Origin of the sequence: Paenibacillus sp. PastM-3, assembly GCF_029893965.1 — a bacterium.
Taxonomy (GTDB): domain Bacteria; phylum Bacillota; class Bacilli; order Paenibacillales; family Paenibacillaceae; genus Paenibacillus_AQ.
In genome coordinates, this window is the sequence record NZ_JARXXP010000012.1 from 31,350 (window position 1) to 51,548 (window position 20,199).

Annotated in this window: 19 protein-coding genes and 1 pseudogene; 11 read left to right on the forward strand and 9 right to left on the reverse strand. The window is 51.1% G+C overall.

The features are described from left to right. Window positions 1-161 precede the first annotated feature (161 nt). From M2108_RS17395 to M2108_RS17405, 3 genes are all read left to right on the forward strand, one after another. Entirely contained in the window at window positions 162-1,646 is a 1,485-nt protein-coding gene (locus M2108_RS17395; RefSeq protein WP_277470739.1) for a glycoside hydrolase family 32 protein, read from the forward strand. A gap of 17 nt (window positions 1,647-1,663) precedes the next feature. Then, on the forward strand, window positions 1,664-2,548 hold the full coding sequence (locus M2108_RS17400) for an ROK family protein (RefSeq protein ID WP_277470738.1): 885 nt from the start codon (window positions 1,664-1,666) through the stop codon (window positions 2,546-2,548). A gap of 109 nt (window positions 2,549-2,657) precedes the next feature. Next, the gene (locus M2108_RS17405; RefSeq protein WP_277470737.1) at window positions 2,658-6,461 is read left to right on the forward strand and encodes a GH32 C-terminal domain-containing protein; all 3,804 of its coding nucleotides are present in this window, start codon (window positions 2,658-2,660) and stop codon (window positions 6,459-6,461) included. 121 nt (window positions 6,462-6,582) lie between these two features. Here M2108_RS17405 and M2108_RS17410 read toward each other — a convergent pair whose 3' ends face one another. Next, on the reverse strand, window positions 6,583-6,951 hold the full coding sequence (locus tag M2108_RS17410; protein ID WP_277470736.1) for a hypothetical protein: 369 nt from the start codon (window positions 6,949-6,951) through the stop codon (window positions 6,583-6,585). Between the two features lie 67 nt (window positions 6,952-7,018). Then, the gene (locus M2108_RS17415; RefSeq protein WP_277470735.1) at window positions 7,019-7,492 is read right to left on the reverse strand and encodes a DUF2798 domain-containing protein; all 474 of its coding nucleotides are present in this window, start codon (window positions 7,490-7,492) and stop codon (window positions 7,019-7,021) included. A 136-nt stretch (window positions 7,493-7,628) separates the two neighbouring features. Here M2108_RS17415 and M2108_RS17420 point away from each other — a divergent pair, with 136 nt between their 5' ends. Then, window positions 7,629-8,045, forward strand: a complete 417-nt coding sequence (locus tag M2108_RS17420; protein ID WP_277470734.1) for a MarR family winged helix-turn-helix transcriptional regulator — start codon at window positions 7,629-7,631, stop codon at window positions 8,043-8,045. Window positions 8,046-8,258: 213 nt separating this feature from the next. Here M2108_RS17420 and M2108_RS17425 read toward each other — a convergent pair whose 3' ends face one another. After that, window positions 8,259-9,230, reverse strand: a complete 972-nt coding sequence (locus tag M2108_RS17425; protein ID WP_277470733.1) for an aldo/keto reductase — start codon at window positions 9,228-9,230, stop codon at window positions 8,259-8,261. Between the two features lie 90 nt (window positions 9,231-9,320). Continuing rightward, on the reverse strand, window positions 9,321-10,073 hold the full coding sequence (locus tag M2108_RS17430; protein ID WP_277470732.1) for an SDR family oxidoreductase: 753 nt from the start codon (window positions 10,071-10,073) through the stop codon (window positions 9,321-9,323). A 225-nt stretch (window positions 10,074-10,298) separates the two neighbouring features. Between M2108_RS17430 and M2108_RS17435 the strand changes: the two genes are divergently transcribed. After that, window positions 10,299-10,676 carry a MarR family winged helix-turn-helix transcriptional regulator gene (locus tag M2108_RS17435; RefSeq protein WP_280777128.1) on the forward strand — a complete coding sequence of 126 codons (378 nt, stop codon included), beginning with the start codon at window positions 10,299-10,301 and terminating at the stop codon, window positions 10,674-10,676. A 19-nt stretch (window positions 10,677-10,695) separates the two neighbouring features. Here the strand turns inward: M2108_RS17435 and M2108_RS17440 are convergent, their stop codons facing one another. Genes M2108_RS17440 through M2108_RS17455 form a run of 4 tightly spaced genes read right to left on the reverse strand, consistent with a single transcriptional unit; the run spans window position 10,696 to window position 12,817 of the window. Continuing rightward, window positions 10,696-10,989 (reverse strand): hypothetical protein, encoded by a 294-nt coding sequence (locus M2108_RS17440; protein ID WP_277470730.1) that lies wholly within the window; start codon window positions 10,987-10,989, stop codon window positions 10,696-10,698. A 1-nt stretch (window position 10,990) separates the two neighbouring features. After that, window positions 10,991-11,485, reverse strand: a complete 495-nt coding sequence (locus M2108_RS17445) for an arsinothricin resistance N-acetyltransferase ArsN1 family A (protein WP_277470765.1) — start codon at window positions 11,483-11,485, stop codon at window positions 10,991-10,993. A gap of 21 nt (window positions 11,486-11,506) precedes the next feature. Then, a complete protein-coding gene (locus tag M2108_RS17450; RefSeq protein WP_277470729.1) occupies window positions 11,507-12,310 on the reverse strand; it encodes an arsenite methyltransferase in 804 nt (267 codons plus the stop codon). Between the two features lie 57 nt (window positions 12,311-12,367). Beyond that, window positions 12,368-12,817, reverse strand: coding sequence for a MarR family winged helix-turn-helix transcriptional regulator (locus M2108_RS17455; RefSeq protein WP_277470728.1), 450 nt, complete (start codon window positions 12,815-12,817; stop codon window positions 12,368-12,370). A gap of 134 nt (window positions 12,818-12,951) precedes the next feature. On the opposite strand from M2108_RS17455, the gene M2108_RS17460 reads away from it, so the two are divergent. From M2108_RS17460 to M2108_RS17485, 6 genes and pseudogenes are all read left to right on the forward strand, one after another. After that, on the forward strand, window positions 12,952-13,278 hold the full coding sequence (locus M2108_RS17460) for an ArsR/SmtB family transcription factor (protein WP_277470764.1): 327 nt from the start codon (window positions 12,952-12,954) through the stop codon (window positions 13,276-13,278). 76 nt (window positions 13,279-13,354) lie between these two features. After that, window positions 13,355-13,841: pseudogene (locus M2108_RS17465) on the forward strand (ArsB/NhaD family transporter); the annotation flags it as partial. 94 nt (window positions 13,842-13,935) lie between these two features. After that, window positions 13,936-14,355, forward strand: coding sequence for an arsenate reductase (thioredoxin) (gene arsC / locus M2108_RS17470; RefSeq protein WP_277470727.1), 420 nt, complete (start codon window positions 13,936-13,938; stop codon window positions 14,353-14,355). Window positions 14,356-14,382: 27 nt separating this feature from the next. Then, window positions 14,383-14,814, forward strand: coding sequence for a protein-tyrosine phosphatase family protein (locus tag M2108_RS17475; RefSeq protein WP_277470726.1), 432 nt, complete (start codon window positions 14,383-14,385; stop codon window positions 14,812-14,814). Between the two features lie 130 nt (window positions 14,815-14,944). After that, a complete protein-coding gene (locus tag M2108_RS17480) occupies window positions 14,945-16,771 on the forward strand; it encodes an APC family permease (RefSeq protein WP_277470725.1) in 1,827 nt (608 codons plus the stop codon). A 115-nt stretch (window positions 16,772-16,886) separates the two neighbouring features. Continuing rightward, on the forward strand, window positions 16,887-17,639 hold the full coding sequence (locus M2108_RS17485) for a hypothetical protein (RefSeq protein WP_277470724.1): 753 nt from the start codon (window positions 16,887-16,889) through the stop codon (window positions 17,637-17,639). A gap of 82 nt (window positions 17,640-17,721) precedes the next feature. Here the strand turns inward: M2108_RS17485 and M2108_RS17490 are convergent, their stop codons facing one another. Then, the gene (locus M2108_RS17490; protein WP_277470723.1) at window positions 17,722-20,061 is read right to left on the reverse strand and encodes a helix-turn-helix domain-containing protein; all 2,340 of its coding nucleotides are present in this window, start codon (window positions 20,059-20,061) and stop codon (window positions 17,722-17,724) included. Window positions 20,062-20,199: the final 138 nt, after the last annotated feature.

The window sequence follows — 20,199 nt, forward strand, 5'->3', positions numbered from 1 at the left end:
AAACATTCTCTGCAGCTACGGCTAATCCCCGAAACAAATCACTAGTACAGTCTAAATCCAATCCTTACAGCTGGCGAAATCCAAGCCTAGCCCACAGCGGAGCCAGACCCTTTCTCTGAATTCCCGGTTCAATCTATCCGGGAGAAAAGGAGAAATCATATATGTCAGCAATCACAGAGCAAAACTACCGGGGTGCCTATCACTTTTCACCCCAGAAGAATTGGATGAACGATCCGAACGGGCTCGTATATTTCGAGGGAGAATATCACTTGTTCTTTCAGCATCACCCGGACGGTATGAGTATGGGCGAGATGCACTGGGGCCATGCCGTCAGCAAGGACCTGATCAACTGGGAAGAGCTGCCGGTTGCGCTGGTTCCGGATGAGCTGGGTATGATTTTCTCGGGCAGCGCCGTTGTGGACTGGAAGAATACAACGGGCTTTTTCGGGGAAAAGCCGGGCCTGGTGGCCATCTTTACGCATCACCTGAATAGGCCGGAAGGACAGCCTGCTGTTCAGTATCAGAGCATTGCGTACAGCAAGGACAACGGCAGAACCTGGACGAAATATGCCGGGAATCCGGTGCTGACCCATGACAGCTTTATTGACTTCCGTGATCCGAAGGTGTTCTGGGATAAAGAGCGGAGTCGCTGGGTCATGATCGTGGCCTGCGGCCAGACAGTATGCCTGTATCACTCGCCTGACCTGATTCACTGGACCCTTGCCAGCGAATTCGGTGCCGGGATCGGCTCGCATGATGGTGTATGGGAATGCCCGGATCTCTTCCCGCTGCCGGTTGATGGTAACAAGGATAACGTTAAATGGGTGGTGCTTGTGAGCATCGGCGCAGATCCGGCCTTTGAGGAAGGCTCCAGAACACAGTATTTCACAGGCAGCTTCGACGGGGCCGTATTCACGCCTGACGAAGCCTCGCAGCGCATCCGCTGGATCGATTATGGAAGGGATAATTATGCCGGGGTGAGCTGGTCCGATCTTCCCGAGGAAGATGGAAGACGCCTGTTTATCGGCTGGATGAGCAACTGGATGTATGCACAGCAGACACCGACGGAAGGCTTCCGCGGAGCGATGACGATTCCCCGTGAGCTATCACTGGAAACGAGAAACGGGGAAGCGACGCTCATCCAGAAGCCTGCCAAAGAGCTGGAAGCAGCGCGTATCCCGGTCCTGTCCCTTAAGAATGCTTCGGTGCAAGAAATTAATGCGGCCTGCGCCGGGCTTGAGCTGGACGCCTACCTCATAGAGGCGAAGCTTCCGCGCGGTACATCTGCCGGCTTCCGCTTAAAAGCAGGTGCCCAGGAGCAAACGGTTGCCGGGATTAATGCGCAGACGGAACAATTGTATGTGGACCGCAGCGCTTCCGGGAAGGCAGATTTCCACAGCCTGTTTCCGGGGGTTCATTCTGCGAAGCTTGCGGCACCGGCTGAAGTCTGTGATCTGAGTATTTATGTAGACCGTTCCTCGGTGGAGGTGTTCGCGGGCGGCGGTCAGGCGGTTATTACGGATCTTATTTTCCCTGGGCCTGCTTCCGCCGGTCTGGCTGCCTTTACAGAACAGGAAGAGCAGGTATTCCTGTCGCTGGAACTTTATGAGCTGAATTCATCTGCTGCAGCCGGCGGCAGAAAGTAAGCGGAGGTGCAGCCTACATGCGTATAGGAGCTATAGAAGCAGGCGGAACGAAATTTATCTGCGGCATTGGGGACGAGCACGGACGGATTGAGGATCAGATCAGCTTCTCAACCGGTCATCCGGATCTGACGATGCCCCAAGTGATTGAATATTTCCGGGGCAAAGGGGTGGAAGCCATCGGGATCGGGTCCTTTGGTCCGATAGATATCCGCCCGGATAGCCCGGCCTATGGTTACATTACGACCACGCCCAAGCCGGGATGGGCAAATTATGATCTGCTCGGGACCCTGAGGCAAGCTTTTCAGGTTCCGCTGGGCTGGGATACCGATGTTAATGCTGCAGCCTATGGCGAGGTGAAATGGGGGGCGGCACAGGGACTGTCCGGCTGCCTGTACATCACCGTGGGTACGGGGATCGGTGTCGGTGTCTATGCTGAGGGCCGGCTGGTACACGGTCTTGTGCATCCTGAGGGCGGGCATGTTCCGACGAGACGGCATCCGGAGGATCATTATCCGGGAAGATGCCCCTATCACGGGGACTGCCTCGAAGGAATGGCGGCAGGGCCGGCCATCGAAGCCAGATGGGGAAAGAAGGGTCATGAGCTTCCTGCCGGGCACCAGGCATGGGAGATGGAAGCCTTCTATATTGCCGAGTCCGTAACCCAGGCGGTCCTGCTGCTCTCCCCGGAGAAAGTCATACTCGGCGGCGGCGTAATGCAGCAGTCCCAGCTGTTCCCGCTGATCCGTGAGGCTGTGCGCCGGAACCTGAACGGCTATGTCAGTGCGGATGCTATTCTCACGCAAATGGATGAGTATATTGTGGCTCCGGGTCTCGGACAGCAAGCCGGATTATGCGGTGCGCTGGCCCTGGGTCTTGCAGCAATGGACAAAGTCTGGAAGTAGTTCAATCTATTATTGATTTAACAGCATACAAGGCCGGAGTGATGCAGATGCAGCAAGCCGGCCTTGTGTTTCAATATGGACTATTATTTAGAGGAAAAGAGGTTGAAGGATGAACCGTAAAGCGAAATTTGGGCTGAATATTCTGTTGGCCGCAGGAATCATATTCACTTCAGCAGGGATAACACCATTTCATTCTGAGGCAGGCCGGGCTGCAGCGGCAGATTTGACGGCAGGCCAAGGACCCGAGGGGGAGATAAAGATTTTTGAAACCGCTACCAATCTAAATAGCAATTTGACGGGATGGTACACAGCCGGAAAAGGCAGACAGGAGAATACGGCGGAAGGACTTTTGCTGACCTCGGACCTGCGGGAAAATGTGCTGGCTCTATCGCAGACATCTGCGGAGGATCTGATCTATGAAGCGGATGTGATGATCAAGGAGGGACAGCCCGATGCGTCCCTGCTGTTCCGCTCAAGCAGGGACGGGAAACAGGCCTATATGCTGCAGATAGTACCGCAAGCCGGTGTGATCCGTCTGAGGGATGCGGCAGACGGGGCCGGCAGCCTGCAGGAGGAGCGTCAGGTTCCTCTGGCTCAGGGCGAAATCTATCATCTGAAGGTGAAGGCTCAGGGCTCCTCTCTGAAGGTATACTGGGGGAATCAATACAAGCCGGTAATTGATATTGAGGACCATACCTATACCTCCGGCCAGCTCGGACTCCACGTCTGGGATGGGGCTGCATTGTTCCAGAACATCCTGGTGAGTGACCTGCAGGGGAATCTCGGGACTGTAATAACCAGTAAAGGCCATTGGCAGCCGGATCTGAACGGTAAAAAAGGCTCCTCCGGCAATCAGGGCAAAGCGCTGCTGCTCTATGACAGGCCGGCTGCCGATTTCGTATATGAAGGCCAGATATCCCTTCCTTCGGATGGAAATGCGGGCCTTGCTTTCCGGTCGGCTGCCGACGGCACGGGCGGATATGAAGCGGCTTTGGTCAAGACAGGCAATCAGCTCCGTGTCCGGTTAACCAAGGCGGATGGTAAGGTCATTGCTACCTCAAGCCGTACTTATCCTGGTGTAGCCGGGGCAAAACATGCGGTGGAGGTGCAGGCGAAGGGGAGCCGGATTCAGATTTTTGTGGATGGCTATACTCCGGCGGCCATTGATGTCACTGACAGCTCTTACGTGTCCGGGAGTACGGGGCTCGTCGTAAACAGCGGAACCGCCTATTTTCAGAAGACTTATGTTACGGATGCCGCCAGCTATAATAATGAAAAATACCGGCCGCAGTACCATTACACCCCGATGCGCGGTTCCGTAAGTGATCCGAACGGGATGGTCTATTTTAACGGAGAATATCATCTGTTCCATCAGGACGGCGGTACCTGGGCACACGCAGTCAGTACAGACATGCTGAGCTGGAAGCGGCTCCCGATTGCCCTCCCGTGGAATGATTACGGGCATGTCTGGTCCGGGTCTGCCGTAGCCGATTTAAATAACACCTCGGGTTTGTTCGGGGATTCAGGCGGCCAGGGGCTGCTCGCCTACTATACGTCCTATAATCCGGATGCCCCTAACGGCAACCAGCGGATTGGTCTGGCTTACAGCAAGGATCAGGGGCGTACCTGGGTGTATTCCAAAGAACGTCCAATAGTGATAGAGAATCCCGGGAAAAACGGGGAGGACCCCGGAGGCTGGGATTTCCGCGACCCCAAGGTAGTGCGCGATGAGGCCAATAACCGCTGGGTAATGGTTGTATCGGGCGGAGACCATATCCGTTTTTTTACCTCAACCAATCTGCTCGACTGGACGCTAACCGATAATTGGGGATACGGGAGCTATGTCCGCGGCGGGGTGTGGGAATGTCCCGATCTATTCCCGCTTACGGTGCAGGGAACCTCAGAGAAGAAGTGGGTGCTGATGATCAGCACAGGAGCGAATCCGGCAACGGGCGGATCGGATGCGGAATATTTTGTCGGGAATCTGACGGCTGAGGGAAAATTCGTGAATGATAATCCGCCCGGAACTGTGCTGAGAACCGATTTTGGCAAGGAGTTCTATGCTTCCATGTCCTTTTCGGATATGCAGGATGGACGGAGAGTGCTGCTGGCGTGGATGTCGAACTGGGATTATCCGTTTGCCTTTCCGACAACGGGCTGGAAGGGGGAGCTGACGGTTCCGAGAGAAGTTACACTGGTCAAGACAGTTGACGGGTTCCGGCTAACCCAGAGCCCGGTTAAAGAGCTGGAATCGCTGCGCAGCCTGCTTTATTCGGCATCAGGGAGGACAGTATCCCCTTCTTCGCAGAATCTGCTGAAGGGCATCACGGCCGGAGCGTACGAGCTGGAAGCCGAGGTGGAGATTCCCGCCGGCAGCAGTGTGTCGGAATTCGGATTTAATGTGCGTGAGGGGAATGGCGGAAAGACGGTTGTTGGTTACAAGGCGGCTGCGGGCACAGTGTTTGTGGACCGTTCCCTTTCCGGAGCGACGGATTTCTCCAGCCTGTTCAGCACCAGACATGAGACACAGGCGGCAGCGGAGAACGGCCGGATCAAGCTGCGCATTCTGGTAGATGAATCCTCGGTCGAGGTGTTTGTGAACGGCGGGAAGGCTGTGTTCTCGGATGTCATTTTCCCGGACCCGGCCAGCCGGGGAATGAGCTTCTACACCAAGGGCGGCAATGTAAAGGTGGTTTCACTAAAGGCCTACAAGCTGGCTTCCGTATGGAATACCGGGGCTGGTCTCTCCACCCAGATCATGATGGATATCAGCGAACGTGAGCTGAGTGCAGGTCAAAGTGTGACCCTGCAGGCAGCGGTAGAAAATGGGCCCGGCAACGGAACAAATCCGCTGAAGTGGACATCCAGTCATCCCGAGATTGTTACGATACAGCAGGCCGGTAATTCCGGGGCGGTGATTAAGGCGGTAAAAGCAGGCACAGCTGTTATTACGGCAGCTACCCCAAATGGAAAGGCGGCTGCAAGTGTCCATGTGCAAGTCTTTGGAGGGGAATTCCGGACCAGCCTCAGCGGCTGGACGAAGGATCTGTCCATGGCCTCTTGGCTGGCTGGTGAAGACGGCATTCGCGGAAGCTACTCCGGCGATGCCCAGTATATCGCCGCAGAACAGGCGGGAGACTTCACCTATGAAGCTGACATGAAGCTTGGCACAGCCGGGGGAGCAGGCTCTCTTCTGTTCAGGGCAAGCGCGGACGGGCGCAGCGGTTATTATCTAAATCTGGACCCGAATATGAAGTCGGTCCGCTTGTTTTACAAGATCGGCGGGCGCTTTGAAGAACGGCAGGTGCTGGCAAAGGTGCCGGCCTTCATTCAGCCGGACCGGATTTACCAGCTGAAGGTACAGGCGGACGGCCCTCATATTTCAGTGTACCTGGACGGGCAGAAACTAATGGATGTGCAGGACGGTACCTTTGCCGAAGGGCATTTTGGGCTGCATGTATTCGGGGGAACTGCTTCGTATCAGAACGTAAATGTAAGCGGGGCTGCACCGGCGAAGCTGCAGGCTTCAAGCCTGGTAAACGAAGCGTCCCGTAAATCCCTTTATACGGGCAGCCAGATTAATGGTGAACCGGTAACAGTTAAAGCGGCGGATGCAGCGTCAGACCAGAAATGGATATTTGTGCCGACCGGAGATGAAGCAGGCTCTTATTCAATCCGTACAGCCTCCGGCCAGGCTCTTGACCTGAATACAGGACAGAATGTAATCCAGCTCTATTCCTATCTGGGTTATAACAATCAGCGCTGGATTATACAAAGGAATGAGGATGGCTCTGCAGCTATTCTCTCTGTTCACAATCATCTGGCGCTGACGGTTTCCGTAGCCGGATCAGGTGTAAGTCTTGCAGCTCCGCAGACTGATGCTGCAGACCAGAAATGGCGCTTGGGCTTCTGAACCGCTAATAACTAGCTCATTGCCGCCGAACCTTTATAGAAATAAAGCAGTTCCGGTGTAGTTTCATTGCACCGGGACTGCTTGTATGTTGAGGCTGTGCTTACAAAATTTCTGTATACCTTTAAATTTTCCGCCCGTCCTCACTCTTAATTTCCTTGCGGAGCAGCAGGGCTTCGGCATAAGTTACCATGGCCTGCAGGAAGATAAGCAGGATCCGGTTAAGCAGGCTTATCTCGGAGGCGATAATAATAGCCAGTGAGATAAAGCCGGCCACAAGCGCCAGCAGGATCAGCCCTTTGGATGCAGAGCGGTTCGCCCTCATCCGGAAGACATTCACCAGGGTAATAAAGACGCCTTGGGCAAGAAAACAATTCGTAAGTAAAGTGAACCTGGCCCACATCATGGAATCCAGCTCAGCGCCGAATATATTAATGAGTACAAGAGCTGCGATTAGAACGAAGAGAGAAATACCATCCTTTTTGCTAAGCATGGCACACATCCTTTCATAGCAGTTTGATATCCATTATTACCCAATGTCCAGCGGAATCAAGCAGCAGTTATGCGCTCTGTACAGACGGTGTTACCGGAAACATTCTGGTGAAAAGCAAGCGGGTCAGCGGACCGACAACCAGCAGCTGCAGCGGCAGTGCACAGATGAAATTAAGGCCCAGAATGGACAGATAATGGCGGAGGAAGTTGTCTCCGAAACCATAGTGTGCTAGTGTGCCATATAGGGACATGCAGATGACCATACCGCAGACCATGAAGATGGAAATGGTCATGACTTTTTTGATCATGGGATCGGAGGGCTTAACGATTTTGAAGGCCAGTCCCTTGGCAATCCGGCTGACGACGACAATGTCGAGGAACAGTGCAACAACCAGTGCCGGCAGCAAGCCGATGGCAACCTGAATGAATACCTCGCTGTTTGCACCGTTAAATAGGAGTACATTATAAAAGCTCATGCCGACGACCATCATGAAGCACATCATACTGGTGAAGACCAGTGCTTCTTTTTTGTTTCTGCCCATTGTTCAAGCTCCCTTAACATTAAGTTTTTTTGCTTCACTCATATTAGCAGTGGGTCGGAATATTGTCAACTTAGTTGACGATATTCCTGATAAACGTTCAAACTGAATTTGGAACCTGATAACGGGAGGCCTTTTGATGAAGGATTATATCCGCGGCTTGAATCTGATTGACCTGGTCAGTGAAAAACATAAAGTATTGCGTGAAAAGGTAAGTGCGGGCAGCGGTGATCCGCTTAACCATACAGAGACGCATATTCTGGCTAAGCTTGAGCTGCACGGAAGGCTGTCCATCTCGGACATTAGCCGGAGGATCAGCATATCCCGCCAGGGGGCGCAGAAAGTGGTCAATTCCCTGCTGGAGCAGGGCTATGTCGAAACCGTCCAGGTGGAGGGGAACAGCCGTGACAAATACATCTCCCTGACCGCCGATGGGCTGGAGGTGTGCCGCAGAATGCTGGAGATCAAGCAAAAGATCGAGCAGGAGATTGCTGCCAAAATCGGCGCGGAACAGGTGAAGCTGCTGAAGCAACTGCTGGCGGAGGACTGGCTGTAGGGGGACCTGAAAGGTACAGGTGTCAAAAGAAAATAAAGTATTGGACTGACAAGGTATTATTAATTATGATACGCTTCACGCCTTAAAAGGCGAAAAGAGCCCTGTTCAACCAGGACTCCGCTTCCCCTTAAGTCATTAAGAAAAACAACCGCATAGAAGAGCGAACACCTTAGGTGTGTCCGCCCAAGGATAAGTTGTGTATTGGTGCCCAATTTACACCAGAGGATGCGGTACATAAAGTTCCTCTAAACTCGAGATTTCTTCAGGTGTCAATTTAACCGACAATGCCGAAACCGCATCCTCGAGATGGCTGATCTTGGTCGACCCGATAATTGGTGCTGTGACCTCTTCTTTTTGTAATAACCACGCAAGTGCAATTTGTGCACGTGGAAGACCTCGGTTTGCGGCAACTTCCGCAACTCTTTCCACAACTTTGCGATCAGCTTCTTCCGTTCTTGAAAATAACGCCTTTGCTACCTGGTCAATCTCGGATCGCGAGGTCTGCTCATTCCAATCTCGGGTTAACCGGCCTGCAGCCAAAGGCAAGTACGGAGTGATGCCAACTCCCTCATCTTTGCAAAGAGGAAGCATTTCCCTTTCTTCTTCCCTATAGAGTAAGTTAAGTCTATTTTCCATGGAAACGAACCGTGTCCAACCATTGCGCTCCGCGACATGCTGAGCTTTCGCAAACTGCCATGCCAGCATGGAGGATGCTCCGATGTATCTGACCTTGCCTGCCTTAACCAAATCGTGAAGAGCCTCCATGGTCTCCTCAATTGGCGTATTAGGATCCCAGCGATGGATCTGGTACAAATCGATGTAGTCCGTTCCAAGCCGTTTTAGACTGTTATCAATTTCGGCCATGATGGCTTTACGGGAAAGTCCCATCGCATTCGGACCTTTGCGCATCGGAACAAATACCTTTGTAGCAATGACGACTTCGTCACGACGAGCGAAGTCCTTTAAGGCGCGTCCGAGAATTTCTTCGCTTGTTCCATCGGAATACATATTGGCGGTACTGAAAAAGTTGATGCCCAATTCCTGTGCTTTTTTAATGATCGGTCTGCTTTGCTCTTCATTTAACGACCACGGGGTATTGCCACGTTCAGGTACTCCGAAGCTCATGGTTCCAAGGCTTAACTTTGAAACTTCCAACCCGCTGCGTCCAAGTTTTACATATTCCATTTGATAACACACTCCTTAAGTTTATATAGGGAAGGGTCACGCCTTCAGGTTGTTCACGCATTTTCTGGCGTGCCAGTGCTCGAGATTGAATCACCAAGGGAGCTCGCGTCTCTCGTTTGAGAATGTTCCCGTCGGACCGTCCTCGCCGAGCATTGCAAGGCGTACAGGATGACGGGCAGCCTGCTCGACGGTGCCCGTGCCTTCAAAGTTGTTGAGGTCCGTCGCGGTGAAGCCCGGGCATACCGCATTGACCTTGATGCCTGTCGACTCGAATTCGATGGCGAAGGCGAGCGTAATCGCGTTGAGAGCCGTCTTCGAAGGGCTGTAAACGGCGCCGAACATCTCGCGATGCGAATTAGTCGGGTCCGCGTTTAACGTCAGTGAACCCGAGCCGCTCGATACGTTGACGATACGTGCGGCTGACGCTTCACGAAGGAGCGGCAGCATCGCTTGCATGACGGCGATGACGCCGAACACGTTCGTCTTGAACACCGCGCGCACCTCGTCTAAAGACGCGATGCTTGGGCGCCCTGACTTCCCGGCCTCCTCGAGAGTCTTGCCCGGCTGACCCGCGTGCGATATGCCCGCATTGTTCACGAGCATGTCAAGACGGCCGGGCTCGCTGCGGATGCGCTCTGCCGTGGCGGAGATGGAATCCTGATTTGTAACGTCGAGCTGGAGGGCGCGGGCATCTGCTCCGACGCTCTTCGCGGCCGTCTCCCCTTTCTCGAGATTGCGCGATCCGACGAGCACAGTGAAGCCGTGCACCGCGAGATCCTTCGCGATTTGAAGACCGATTCCTTTATTGGCCCCGGTGACCAAGGCGACGGGTTTATCCTGCATAGTAATACCACTCCTTTCATTCTTGTATCCACTGCGACCTTTGTAATACTGTCATCCGTCTGGGTTGACGTATCAACCTGAGAACACAGTAACATCTTGAAGTTGATACGTCAACCATGTTATTATGTTCCTATGGATAAGAACGAACTAAACGAAGATGAAATGCGAATATGGAATATGTGGAAAGGTTCCTTTAAGAGAATCTTCGGTCGTGTTGTAAAGGACATGTCCGAACACACAGGTCTATCAGAGGGCGACTTTGGAGTATTAGATCGGTTAGTCCAATTTGGGAACGGTAAGCTTCGCCAACAAGAATTAGCCGACTCGATGGACTGGGATAAGAGCCGATTATCACATCATCTAACGCGGATGGAAAAACGTGGACTTATTCAGAGAAATCCATTAGATACGGATCGTGGAGTTCAAGTCATCATTACTTCCACCGGAAAGTCAGCCTTAGATAAGGCCCTTCCCTTAGTCTCAAAGGCAATCCGCAAACATTTTCTAGATCAATTAACCGATCAAGACATTGAGTCGATTACTAAGCTGGCGGAAAGAACAAAGACAAGGTCTTCATCGTCTTGTAAAGACTCGTCACCTTGATCGCTGTTTTTAATATTACTCATGAGATATAAGCGTGGCCCATGCCCCAATTACCGCAATCAGAACGCCAAACGGATGAGTTAGCTGATGACGATGTCTTATACCAAAATACGGCAGCCCGGGACATAATTTTCTCGTCCTGGGCTAGGCTTGATTCAAGGGAAGCTACCACCATCTTTGGGGCAGCGGTTGTAGACGATGTGCTACTTACAAGCTTGATATTGAGAATAAAATCGAGGCCATATCTTACTCCATCTTTGTCCCTGTTTTCTTTGTAAGCATCGGTCTTAAAGTGTCTTTCGATGATGGCCATTTCAAAGCAGTTTCTCCATAATCATCACATCAATAAACGCCCCATCCATAATCCCCTGCTTCTCAAATACACCAACCTGCCGGTAACCCATCTTCCGGTACAGTCCCTGACCGCTCTCATTGAACGGAAAGGTAAAGAGGACGATTTTATAAAAGCTGTTGTCCTTTGCGGCTTTGTGTAACGACTCCAGTAGAGAGCTGCCTACACCCTGCCCGCGAAAGCTGCGGTCAATGTAAACGGATAGGTCAGCCACCCCGTTATAAGCGCAGCGGTGCGAGTAGGGGTTCAGGGAGGCCCAGCCAATGACTTCATCTTCTCGTTCAGCGACCAAAACGCTAAAGCGGCCTTGGTGATCGTTGAACCATGCTTCCATATAGGAGGAGTCTTTCGTCTCTGTTTCAAGGGTGGCGATCCGGTCCTCGATCCCCTGATTGTAAATACGCAGGATACTTCCGATATCCGCTGGTGTGGCCTGACGAACAGTTAATGTACTGATCATATGAACATCTCCTTAAGATTACTTTCTCGCCTTAATGACAGCAGACACGATGTACTCGTCAACGTTCGCGCCGGGAACCCAATCTTTGATAAATGTTCTGGATTCGTCTTTTGGCTCAATACGGATCTCGGTAAAGCCGCTTTCGTGAAGCATCTGCTCTACATCAGCGATGGAAGAGGCTCCAGAGATACAACCGGAATATAATTCGTCCAAATCATTTTTGATCTCAGGAGGAAGCTCAGCTGTAGTTACGATGTCGGAGATGGCCAGACGACCGCCCGGCTGAAGGACACGGTAGGCTTCATGGAATACTTGCTGTTTATCCGGTGAAAGGTTAATTACGCAGTTGGAGATAATGACATTCACCGAGTTGTCGGCGACAGGAAGATATTCAATTTCACCCAATCTGAATTCGGTGTTATTAAACTTACCCTTTATGGCATTTTCTCTTGCGCGGCTTATCATCTCAGGTGTCATATCCACCCCGATAACATGGCCTTGGTCACCTACCTGCCGGGAAGCCAGGAAGCAATCAAATCCGCCGCCACTCCCTAGATCCAGAACATGCTCACCAGCCTGCAGTTCAGCAATAGCCTGGGGATTACCGCAACCAAGGCCTAAATTTGCACCCTCAGGAACTGCAGCAAGATCACTACTGGAATAACCCAGCTTAGCGGATATGGCATCGAAATCAGCCGGGGTGTCACAGCAGCTGCTGTCGGCGGGTGTGCAGCAGGAGGAGGCTTCGATCTTTTTTACAGCAACCTTTTGGTAATGCCCCCGTACATTTTGACGAATCTGATCATTAGTAAGTTTGGTCATGCTTATACACTCCTTAGTTAAAATTATTTGCAACATGCAAGTATAAGTGAAGAGAAATCACCCTCTTACAGGTGCGCAGCAATTGCTGGATTTCCCCATGGCTTCGTTGAAAAGCTTAATGGATCGCAGTAATGTTTCTACTTCAAACTCACTCATATGGGAGAAGGCTTCATTCAGATATTCATTCATTTGTTGATCAATAGTTGTAGCTACCATTTTCCCTTCAGGAGTAAGTGAGAGGTTATAAATTCTCCGGTCGGCGGGATCGGGCGTCTTTTTAACCAGGTTCATTTTGACCAAAGATTGAACTTGTCTGCTGAAGGTTGTAATATCAGTGCCGAGTGTTTCGGCGACTTGTTGCATGGAAGGATTATGGCTCCGGTCTATCTCATACAGCAGGTGGCTTTGGGTCGCGGAAAGATTACACCCTCCTACACTGCAGCAGTCCTTATTGAGTAGTCCTAAACGCCGGGTCATGATTTGGAGTAGTTCTCGTGGAGTTTCCATTGTTTTCACCTCTTGCACTAGTTATATCGTATTTAATTGCAAAATGCAAATATTTAATTTGCTTGGTTGATAACTGATCATCAAGGCCTTAGAATATAAGTGTCGTCTTATATAGGGAGAGAGGAGATTTGAAATTGGACATATTAAATGATCTTGCAGAAGATTTTAAGCTCCTTGGAGATAAGACACGTCTAACGATTCTTACACTTCTAAAAGAGCGGGAGTGTTGTGTATGTGAATTCGTGGATCTCTTTGATATTTCTCAGCCAGCCGTTAGTCAGCATCTGCGCAAATTAAAAATCAGTGGATTGGTAAAGGAACAGAAGAGGGGGCAGTGGGTGTATTATTCTTTAAACATTGAAGATAAGCCTCATGTTAAGGCGATTTTAGATCTTACCCCTGATGCTAATACCGTTTTATCGCAATTGAACAAGCCGTCTAAGGCTGTTTGCTGCGAATAACATTTTGACGTTGAATATATAAGCATATGATTATATAATGATGCCTGAGATTTAGACATAAAATGGGGGAATTCATCTGGTAGCTCTGGCAAGTCTGATATTTATAGTCACCTTGATTTTTGTCATTTGGCAGCCTAAAAATCTGTCCATTGGATGGTCTGCCTGCGGCGGAGCGTTACTCGCTTTACTTGTCGGTGTAGTCAGCTTTAATGATGTTCTGGATGTTACGCTGATTGTATGGAATGCCACACTGGCCTTTGTTGCAATCATCCTAGAAAAAGGTTTTTCCATTCATCATTGCCAGAGTGGCCGGTATCATCGCGATCTTTTTCCTGCTCATGGCAAGAAAAAGTCCTGCTGTACCGACCATGGAGGTAGTGAAGGGCGCACCTTGGGCGATCGTATTCTTTTCCATTGGTATGTATGTCGTTGTGTACGGATTACGAAATGCTGGACTTACGGATGTATTAGCTGATGTAATTCAAGCTGTTGCGGATCAAGGACTGTTTGCCGCAACAATGGGGATGGGATTTATTGCCGCGGTGATCTCTTCCGTTATGAACAGGCATTATCCTGACGATCCCTACGCTGTTCATAACACTGCTTGGCCTATATATAACATTAACCCTATTTTAAACTTAAAGGAGATTGCAACTCATGGATAAGAAGACGATTTACTTTTTATGTACAGGAAACTCCTGCCGGAGCCAGATGGCTGAAGGCTGGGCCAAGAAATACTTAGGTGATGAATGGAATGTATACAGTGCAGGTATAGAAGCTCACGGTTTGAACCCGAAAGCTGTTAAGGCAATGAGCGAAGTGGGAATTGATATCTCAAATCAAACATCTGATATTATTGACCCGCCGCTGCTGAATAGCTCCCATCTCATCATTACCTTGTGTGGAGATGCGGCAGATAAATGCCCTGTTACCCCTCCTCAGGTGAAACGTGAGCACTGGGGATTTGATGATCCGGCAAAAGCGCAAGGAACAGATGAAGAGAAATGGGCGGTCTTCCAGCGGGTTCGTGATCAGGTGGGCGAGCGCATCAAGCAATTCGCTGAAACAGGAAAATAATGAGGAATAACAATAAGGAGAACTATAATGGCAAATTATCATGAACTGATCGAAGGTAAAGTATATATCGGCGGAGAGAATGCACTGCTTGATGCCATTGGGGAGCAAGAGATTTCAGATGTGTTTGATCTAAGAGACACCGGTACAAGAGCAGAAGGGTTTCCGGATAATGTGACCCGTCATCATTTTCCGATTGTTGAGGATGAGAGCGGTCAGGAGGATTCCGTTCAAGCAGCAATCCAGGCGGTTACAGCAGCAGTGAACAACGGGAAGACGGTCTATTTCCATTGCGCTGGCGGACGGAATCGGACAGGAACGGTTGCCACTGGCTTATTGCTTGAATTAGGTCTTGCTGCAACTGTAGAAGAGGCTGAAGCCTTGGCCAAACAAAAACGTCCGGATATCAACATCAAGCAGGATATGCGTGAGATGCTGAAAGGCTTTTATCCATCCAAATAAATACTCAACATCGTGGGCTATTTCCTAATGGAGATAGTCTTTTTTGCACGGCGGATGTATATTATGGATTGAATTTAATGACGGCTTCCATGGGCAATATAACTTTAAAAAAAGTCGGGTGAGGCAGAAGATGATTTCGGTAAAAAGATTACTGATCGGACGGCCGCTGAAGTCGGAGCAGCTGGGCGAACAGAAATTGAACAAGACGAAAGCGCTGGCCATTCTCTCCTCAGATGCTTTATCCTCGGTTGCCTATGGACCGGAGCAGATTCTGCTTGTGCTGATAACAGTCAGCGCTGCAGCCTTCTGGTATTCCATACCCATTGCTATCGGGGTGCTTATACTGTTGACTGCACTGATCTTATCCTACAGGCAGATTATTTATGCTTATCCGCAGGGCGGCGGAGCTTATGTGGTTTCCAAGGAGAACCTGGGCAAATATCCGGGGCTGATCGCTGGGGGCTCGCTGCTGGTCGATTATATCCTGACGGTAGCGGTGAGTGTATCGGCGGGTACGGATGCGATTACTTCTGCTTTTCCCAGTCTGCATCCGTATAATGTGCCGATCGCCATTCTGTTTGTACTGCTGATCACAACCCTGAATTTACGCGGGTTAACCGAATCGGCGTCGTTTTTGGCTTATCCGGTGTATCTGTTTGTGCTGGCGATCTTTATTATGCTTGGCGTGGGCCTGTTCCGGATTGTGGCCGGCGATGTCCCGGCAGAGATGCATACTCCGGTTGGGACACCGGTCGCGGGCATCAGCCTGTTTCTGCTGCTGCGGGCCTTCGCCTCAGGGAGCTCGGCGTTGACAGGGGTCGAAGCCATATCCAACGCCATCCCCAACTTCAAGGCGCCTGCCCCGAACAATGCGGCCAAGACCCTCGCTGCCATGGGTATTCTGCTGGCGGTACTGTTTTCCGGTATCGTTCTTCTGGCTTATTATTATGGTGTGACCCCGAATGAGCAGGTTACCGTGGTTTCGGAAATTGCCGAACAGGTCTTTGGCCGGAATATCATGTACTTTTTTATCCAGGGCACGACTGCGCTTATTCTGATCCTGGCGGCAAATACGGGCTACTCGGCCTTTCCACTGCTGGCGGTCAATCTGGCCAAGGATAAGTTTATTCCGAGAATGTTCACCGTCCGCGGTGACCGGCTCGGATATTCCAACGGCATTCTCAGCCTCGGCGTACTGTCTATCCTGCTGATTATTGCCTTTGAGGGCCGCACGGAGCATCTGATTCCGCTGTATGCGGTCGGTGTGTTTATTCCCTTTACCCTGTCCCAGACCGGCATGATGGTCAAGTGGATCCGGGAGAAGCCACCGGGCTGGGCCGGCAAGCTGGCCATTAACACAACGGGAGCACTAATCAGCTTCGTCGTCACCATCATGTTCTTCCTGACCAAGTTCACGCAGGTTTGGCCGGTGCTGGTCTTCCTGCCGCTGATTATTCTGCTCTTTTACCGGATCCGCAAGCATTATGAGGCTGTGGCCGACCAGCTGCGCCTCTCCACCTGTGAGGAGAAGCCGCTGGCGATTGAAGGGAATGTGATTATCCTGCCGGTAGCCGGAATTACGCATGTCGTGGAGAACTCGCTGCGCTATGCACAGTCGCTGTCCGCCAGCCAGATTATTGCGGTCCATGTGCCTTTTGAGCGGGAGGAAGAGCATATTTTCGAGGGAAAATGGAAAAAGTTCCACCCCGAAATCAGGCTGGTGTCGCTGTACTCGCCGTACCGCAGCATCATCCATCCCTTGATCAAATTTATTGATACGGTCCAGCGCAAGGCGAGCGAATCGCATTATCAGGTGACGGTGATCGTGCCGCAGTTCATTCCCAAGAAAGGCTGGCACAACATCCTGCATAACCAGTCCAGTCTGCTGATCCGCACGCATCTGCTGTACCGCAGAAATGTAATTATTACTACAGTGCCCTATCATTTGAAAAAATAATCAGACAAAGGGGCAGAGCGGGGCCTTTCCCGGCTCTGCCTTTTTGTGCGGCGGGGGAGACGGAGCCGTAAATCAGGTATAATGGACAAGAGACGGGGAAACTGGAGGGATCGGATTGAATAAGACGGATCGTCATGGTGCCGGTTCTTTCCGGCTGAAGCTGCGCATTTCCGGCCTGATTATGCTGCTGCTGTCGGCACTATTGCTCGGCGGCTGCGCCAGCGGAACAGCCCATATGACAGTGAAAAAGGACGGGAGCCTGGAGCTGGCGTTCAGCATGCTGCTCAGTGCCCGGGTGGAGTCGCTGGCAGGCGGCAAGCTGGAGGAAGTGTTGTCAGACAGGCTGGCGGCTGCAGATATTGAGCTGGACAAGAGTCAAAGCGGCAGTTCGACGGAGTACAAGTTCCTGAAGACTTACCGGTCGTTTGAAGAGCTGCAGCAAAATGCCGGCAGTCTGGATATTATAGATACTGAGGTTGCCCAGGCAGACAAATGGCTGTTCACGCGATATGAGGTCACAGCTCAGCCGAAGCTGAATGCCTACACGGATGAGATTATTGACAGCATCGGCAGCCTGAATGTGCCGGAATCGCTGGTCCGCCTGATGCTGCAGAATCTGGCGGTCCATTTCAAATTGACGCTGCCATATAACCTATACGGGCCTAACAATGCGGACACCCAGGAAGGCAACACCCTGACCTGGCGGATCAGCATGGCGGATACGGAGCCTGTCCGGCTGGTGGTCTACGTGCCGCAGGTTCAGAACCTTGCCATAGCAGGCGGAGGACTGGTACTGTTGCTGGGCGCAGCGGCAGTCTGGCTAGTCCGGCTAATCCGGGCAAGAAAAAGCAGACAGGTAAAGCAGTAACATTACCGGCCCCGCCGGTAGCAGAAGCCGCCGGCGGCAGCAGCATTCGTGCTGAAATGCCGGCGGCTTAGTCTGTTCAGGCTCAATAATCATCCGGCACTGCGCGCGGCCGGGAGACGGCGTTATCGCGGTATTGGCCCGGGGTCATGCCCTCCTGCTTGCGGAAGGAACGGATGAAGTTCTGCGAGTTGTTGTACCGCAGACGGGCGGCAATGTCCTTGATTGGCATATCGGTTTCCTCCAGCCATTTCTTGGCCATCTTGAACCGGTACATCGCCAGATATTCGCTGAAATAATACTGTGTCTCCTTGCGGAAGACACTGCTGATATAGTTGGCATTGTAATGCAGGCGTGATGCACATTCCTCAAGCGTCAGATCTTTATCATAATCATGCTGCACAATATCAATGATTTTCTCGGAAATGTTATGATACTGCGCATTCTGCCGGCTGTGAAAAATCCGGATCATCGGCAGAATCACAATACTCCAGAACCAGTCCTCGATTTCGGCAACGATATGCAAATCCGTCAGCTCCTCGAACAGCGAGCCGTTCACATGGTAGATCTGATTCAGGCTGATCCCCGACTCCTGCATCATAATCAGGATATTGCCGAGCAGGCGGTTGAGCGGGATCTGGTACTCCTGCGGCGACAGCCCCGGCTTAAAAATACAGCCGAACAGCTTATGCAGTAGCTCCTTCGCCTTATCGGCATCCGCCAGCTTGATGGCATCCATCAGATCATTTTCGGTATGCACCGGATAGTTCAGATTGAGATAATGATTGCCGGAGTTGATGTTTTCGTATTGGATGATGATGCCCTTGCCGAGCGTAATCCGGTATTTCAGCGCTTCCAGGCTCTCCTTGTAGGCGATAGGCAGCTTATCAATGTTGTGGAACGGCAGACTCATCCCGATGCTCACCTGCAGCTTGAGATAATTGTTGATCTCCTGCTGCAGACTCTCCGTTAAGGCATAGAGCGTCCGGTGAAAAGCCTCGGCATTGCCCTCCGTGCTTCCGATCAGCGTAACGACAGCATGGTCAATAATGACCGGAGCCAGCCGCTCTCCCGGCGTCACCAGCTCTTCGATCATATTATGGGCGGCGAACAGCAGCAGATGGAGATCCTTTTTGTCATAGCTGCTTTCGGCTGAATAGTCGATGCTGAGTGTTATGACGGCCATTGTCCCCCAGTCGTCTACTAACGGCCGGTAGCCGTATTGCTCCAGCTCTTCGAGCAGCTCGCGCCTTTTCATATTGCCCTGAAAGGCTTTGATCAGAAAAAAGGTGCGGACCTGCCGGATATGCTGGTTCAGCTCCTTCTCAAGCTGCGACTTGGACTGGAACAGATGGTGCATCTGCTCGCCGATTGACTGGAACTCGTCCGTGAACCGGGCCTTGATCCCGGGCCGGCGCAGCCCCATCTGATTGAGCAGCCGCTCGATCGGAGAATACATCCGCCGCGAACCAAGCCACGCTGTCAGGACCGACAGAAGCAGCATTAAAGCGCAGATCAGCAGGGTATAGGTTCCGATTTTGGAGGACTCCTTGGTAAGTCCTTTGATGGATGTGACCGACAGATAGGTCCAGCCGTTCAGCTGTGAACGCAGATAGGATACGGAATAATCCTGTTTGCCGATAACCGTCTTGAATTGTCCGTTTGTTTGGCTCATGCCGGATACAAGCGCAAAATCATTAAAGCCGCCTGCCTCAGCCGGACTGCCGATCAGTGTCTTGTCGGGATGCAGCAGAATGCGTCCGGATTCATCCAGTATGATGATGCTGTCCAGCGGGTCAATCTCCGAGTTGATGAAGTCCTGCAGGCTGCAGGCCGGAATGTTGGCAAGCGCCAGCCCATATTTTTGCAGCTTACCTGCCGGCAGCTTCTTGATCAGACTGATACTGTAATCGCAGCCGGTAACATTGACGCTCTCCTCACTGTAGAACAGGGAAGAAGGATTCAGCACCCAGGAGGCCGAGTCAGATACGTTCATCAGATTGGCCAGCTGCTCATAATTCCGGTATTCGTTCAGGCGGTAGAGCCCGGAATTTTTGATCATCCAGTTCTCCCGCTGATTCAGCAGAATAACATCCTCCAGCTTCGTATCAAAGGACTGCATGTTGCGGATTTCGGTTCTCAATTCATTATATAAAATGAAATCGGTTACATTTAATGGGTTATTCAATGCTTTTTTGAGCACTGAGGAGTTAACGACCTGGTTTAAAGTCTGATTGACAGTAGTCAGCTTATGCTCTACATTGGAGTTAATTTGTAAAATGAGTTCCATTTTGCTTTTGTTAACATTTTTTTGAATTTCGCTCGAGGATGTGAGATAAGAGAATGAACCGATAAACAGTACCGGAATCGTGCTGATCACAAAGGTAAACAGCGTTAATTTACTCAGAAAGCTTAAGTGTTTCACATCATTCAACACCTTTTCTTTAATAGAAGCAGTCTGCTTTAAGTGTATGCATCACGGAGGATAATAACAATAATCATCTGGTGCCGCAATAATCATTTTCTCTAATAATGACTGCTGTTTGAAGATTATTCAATAATT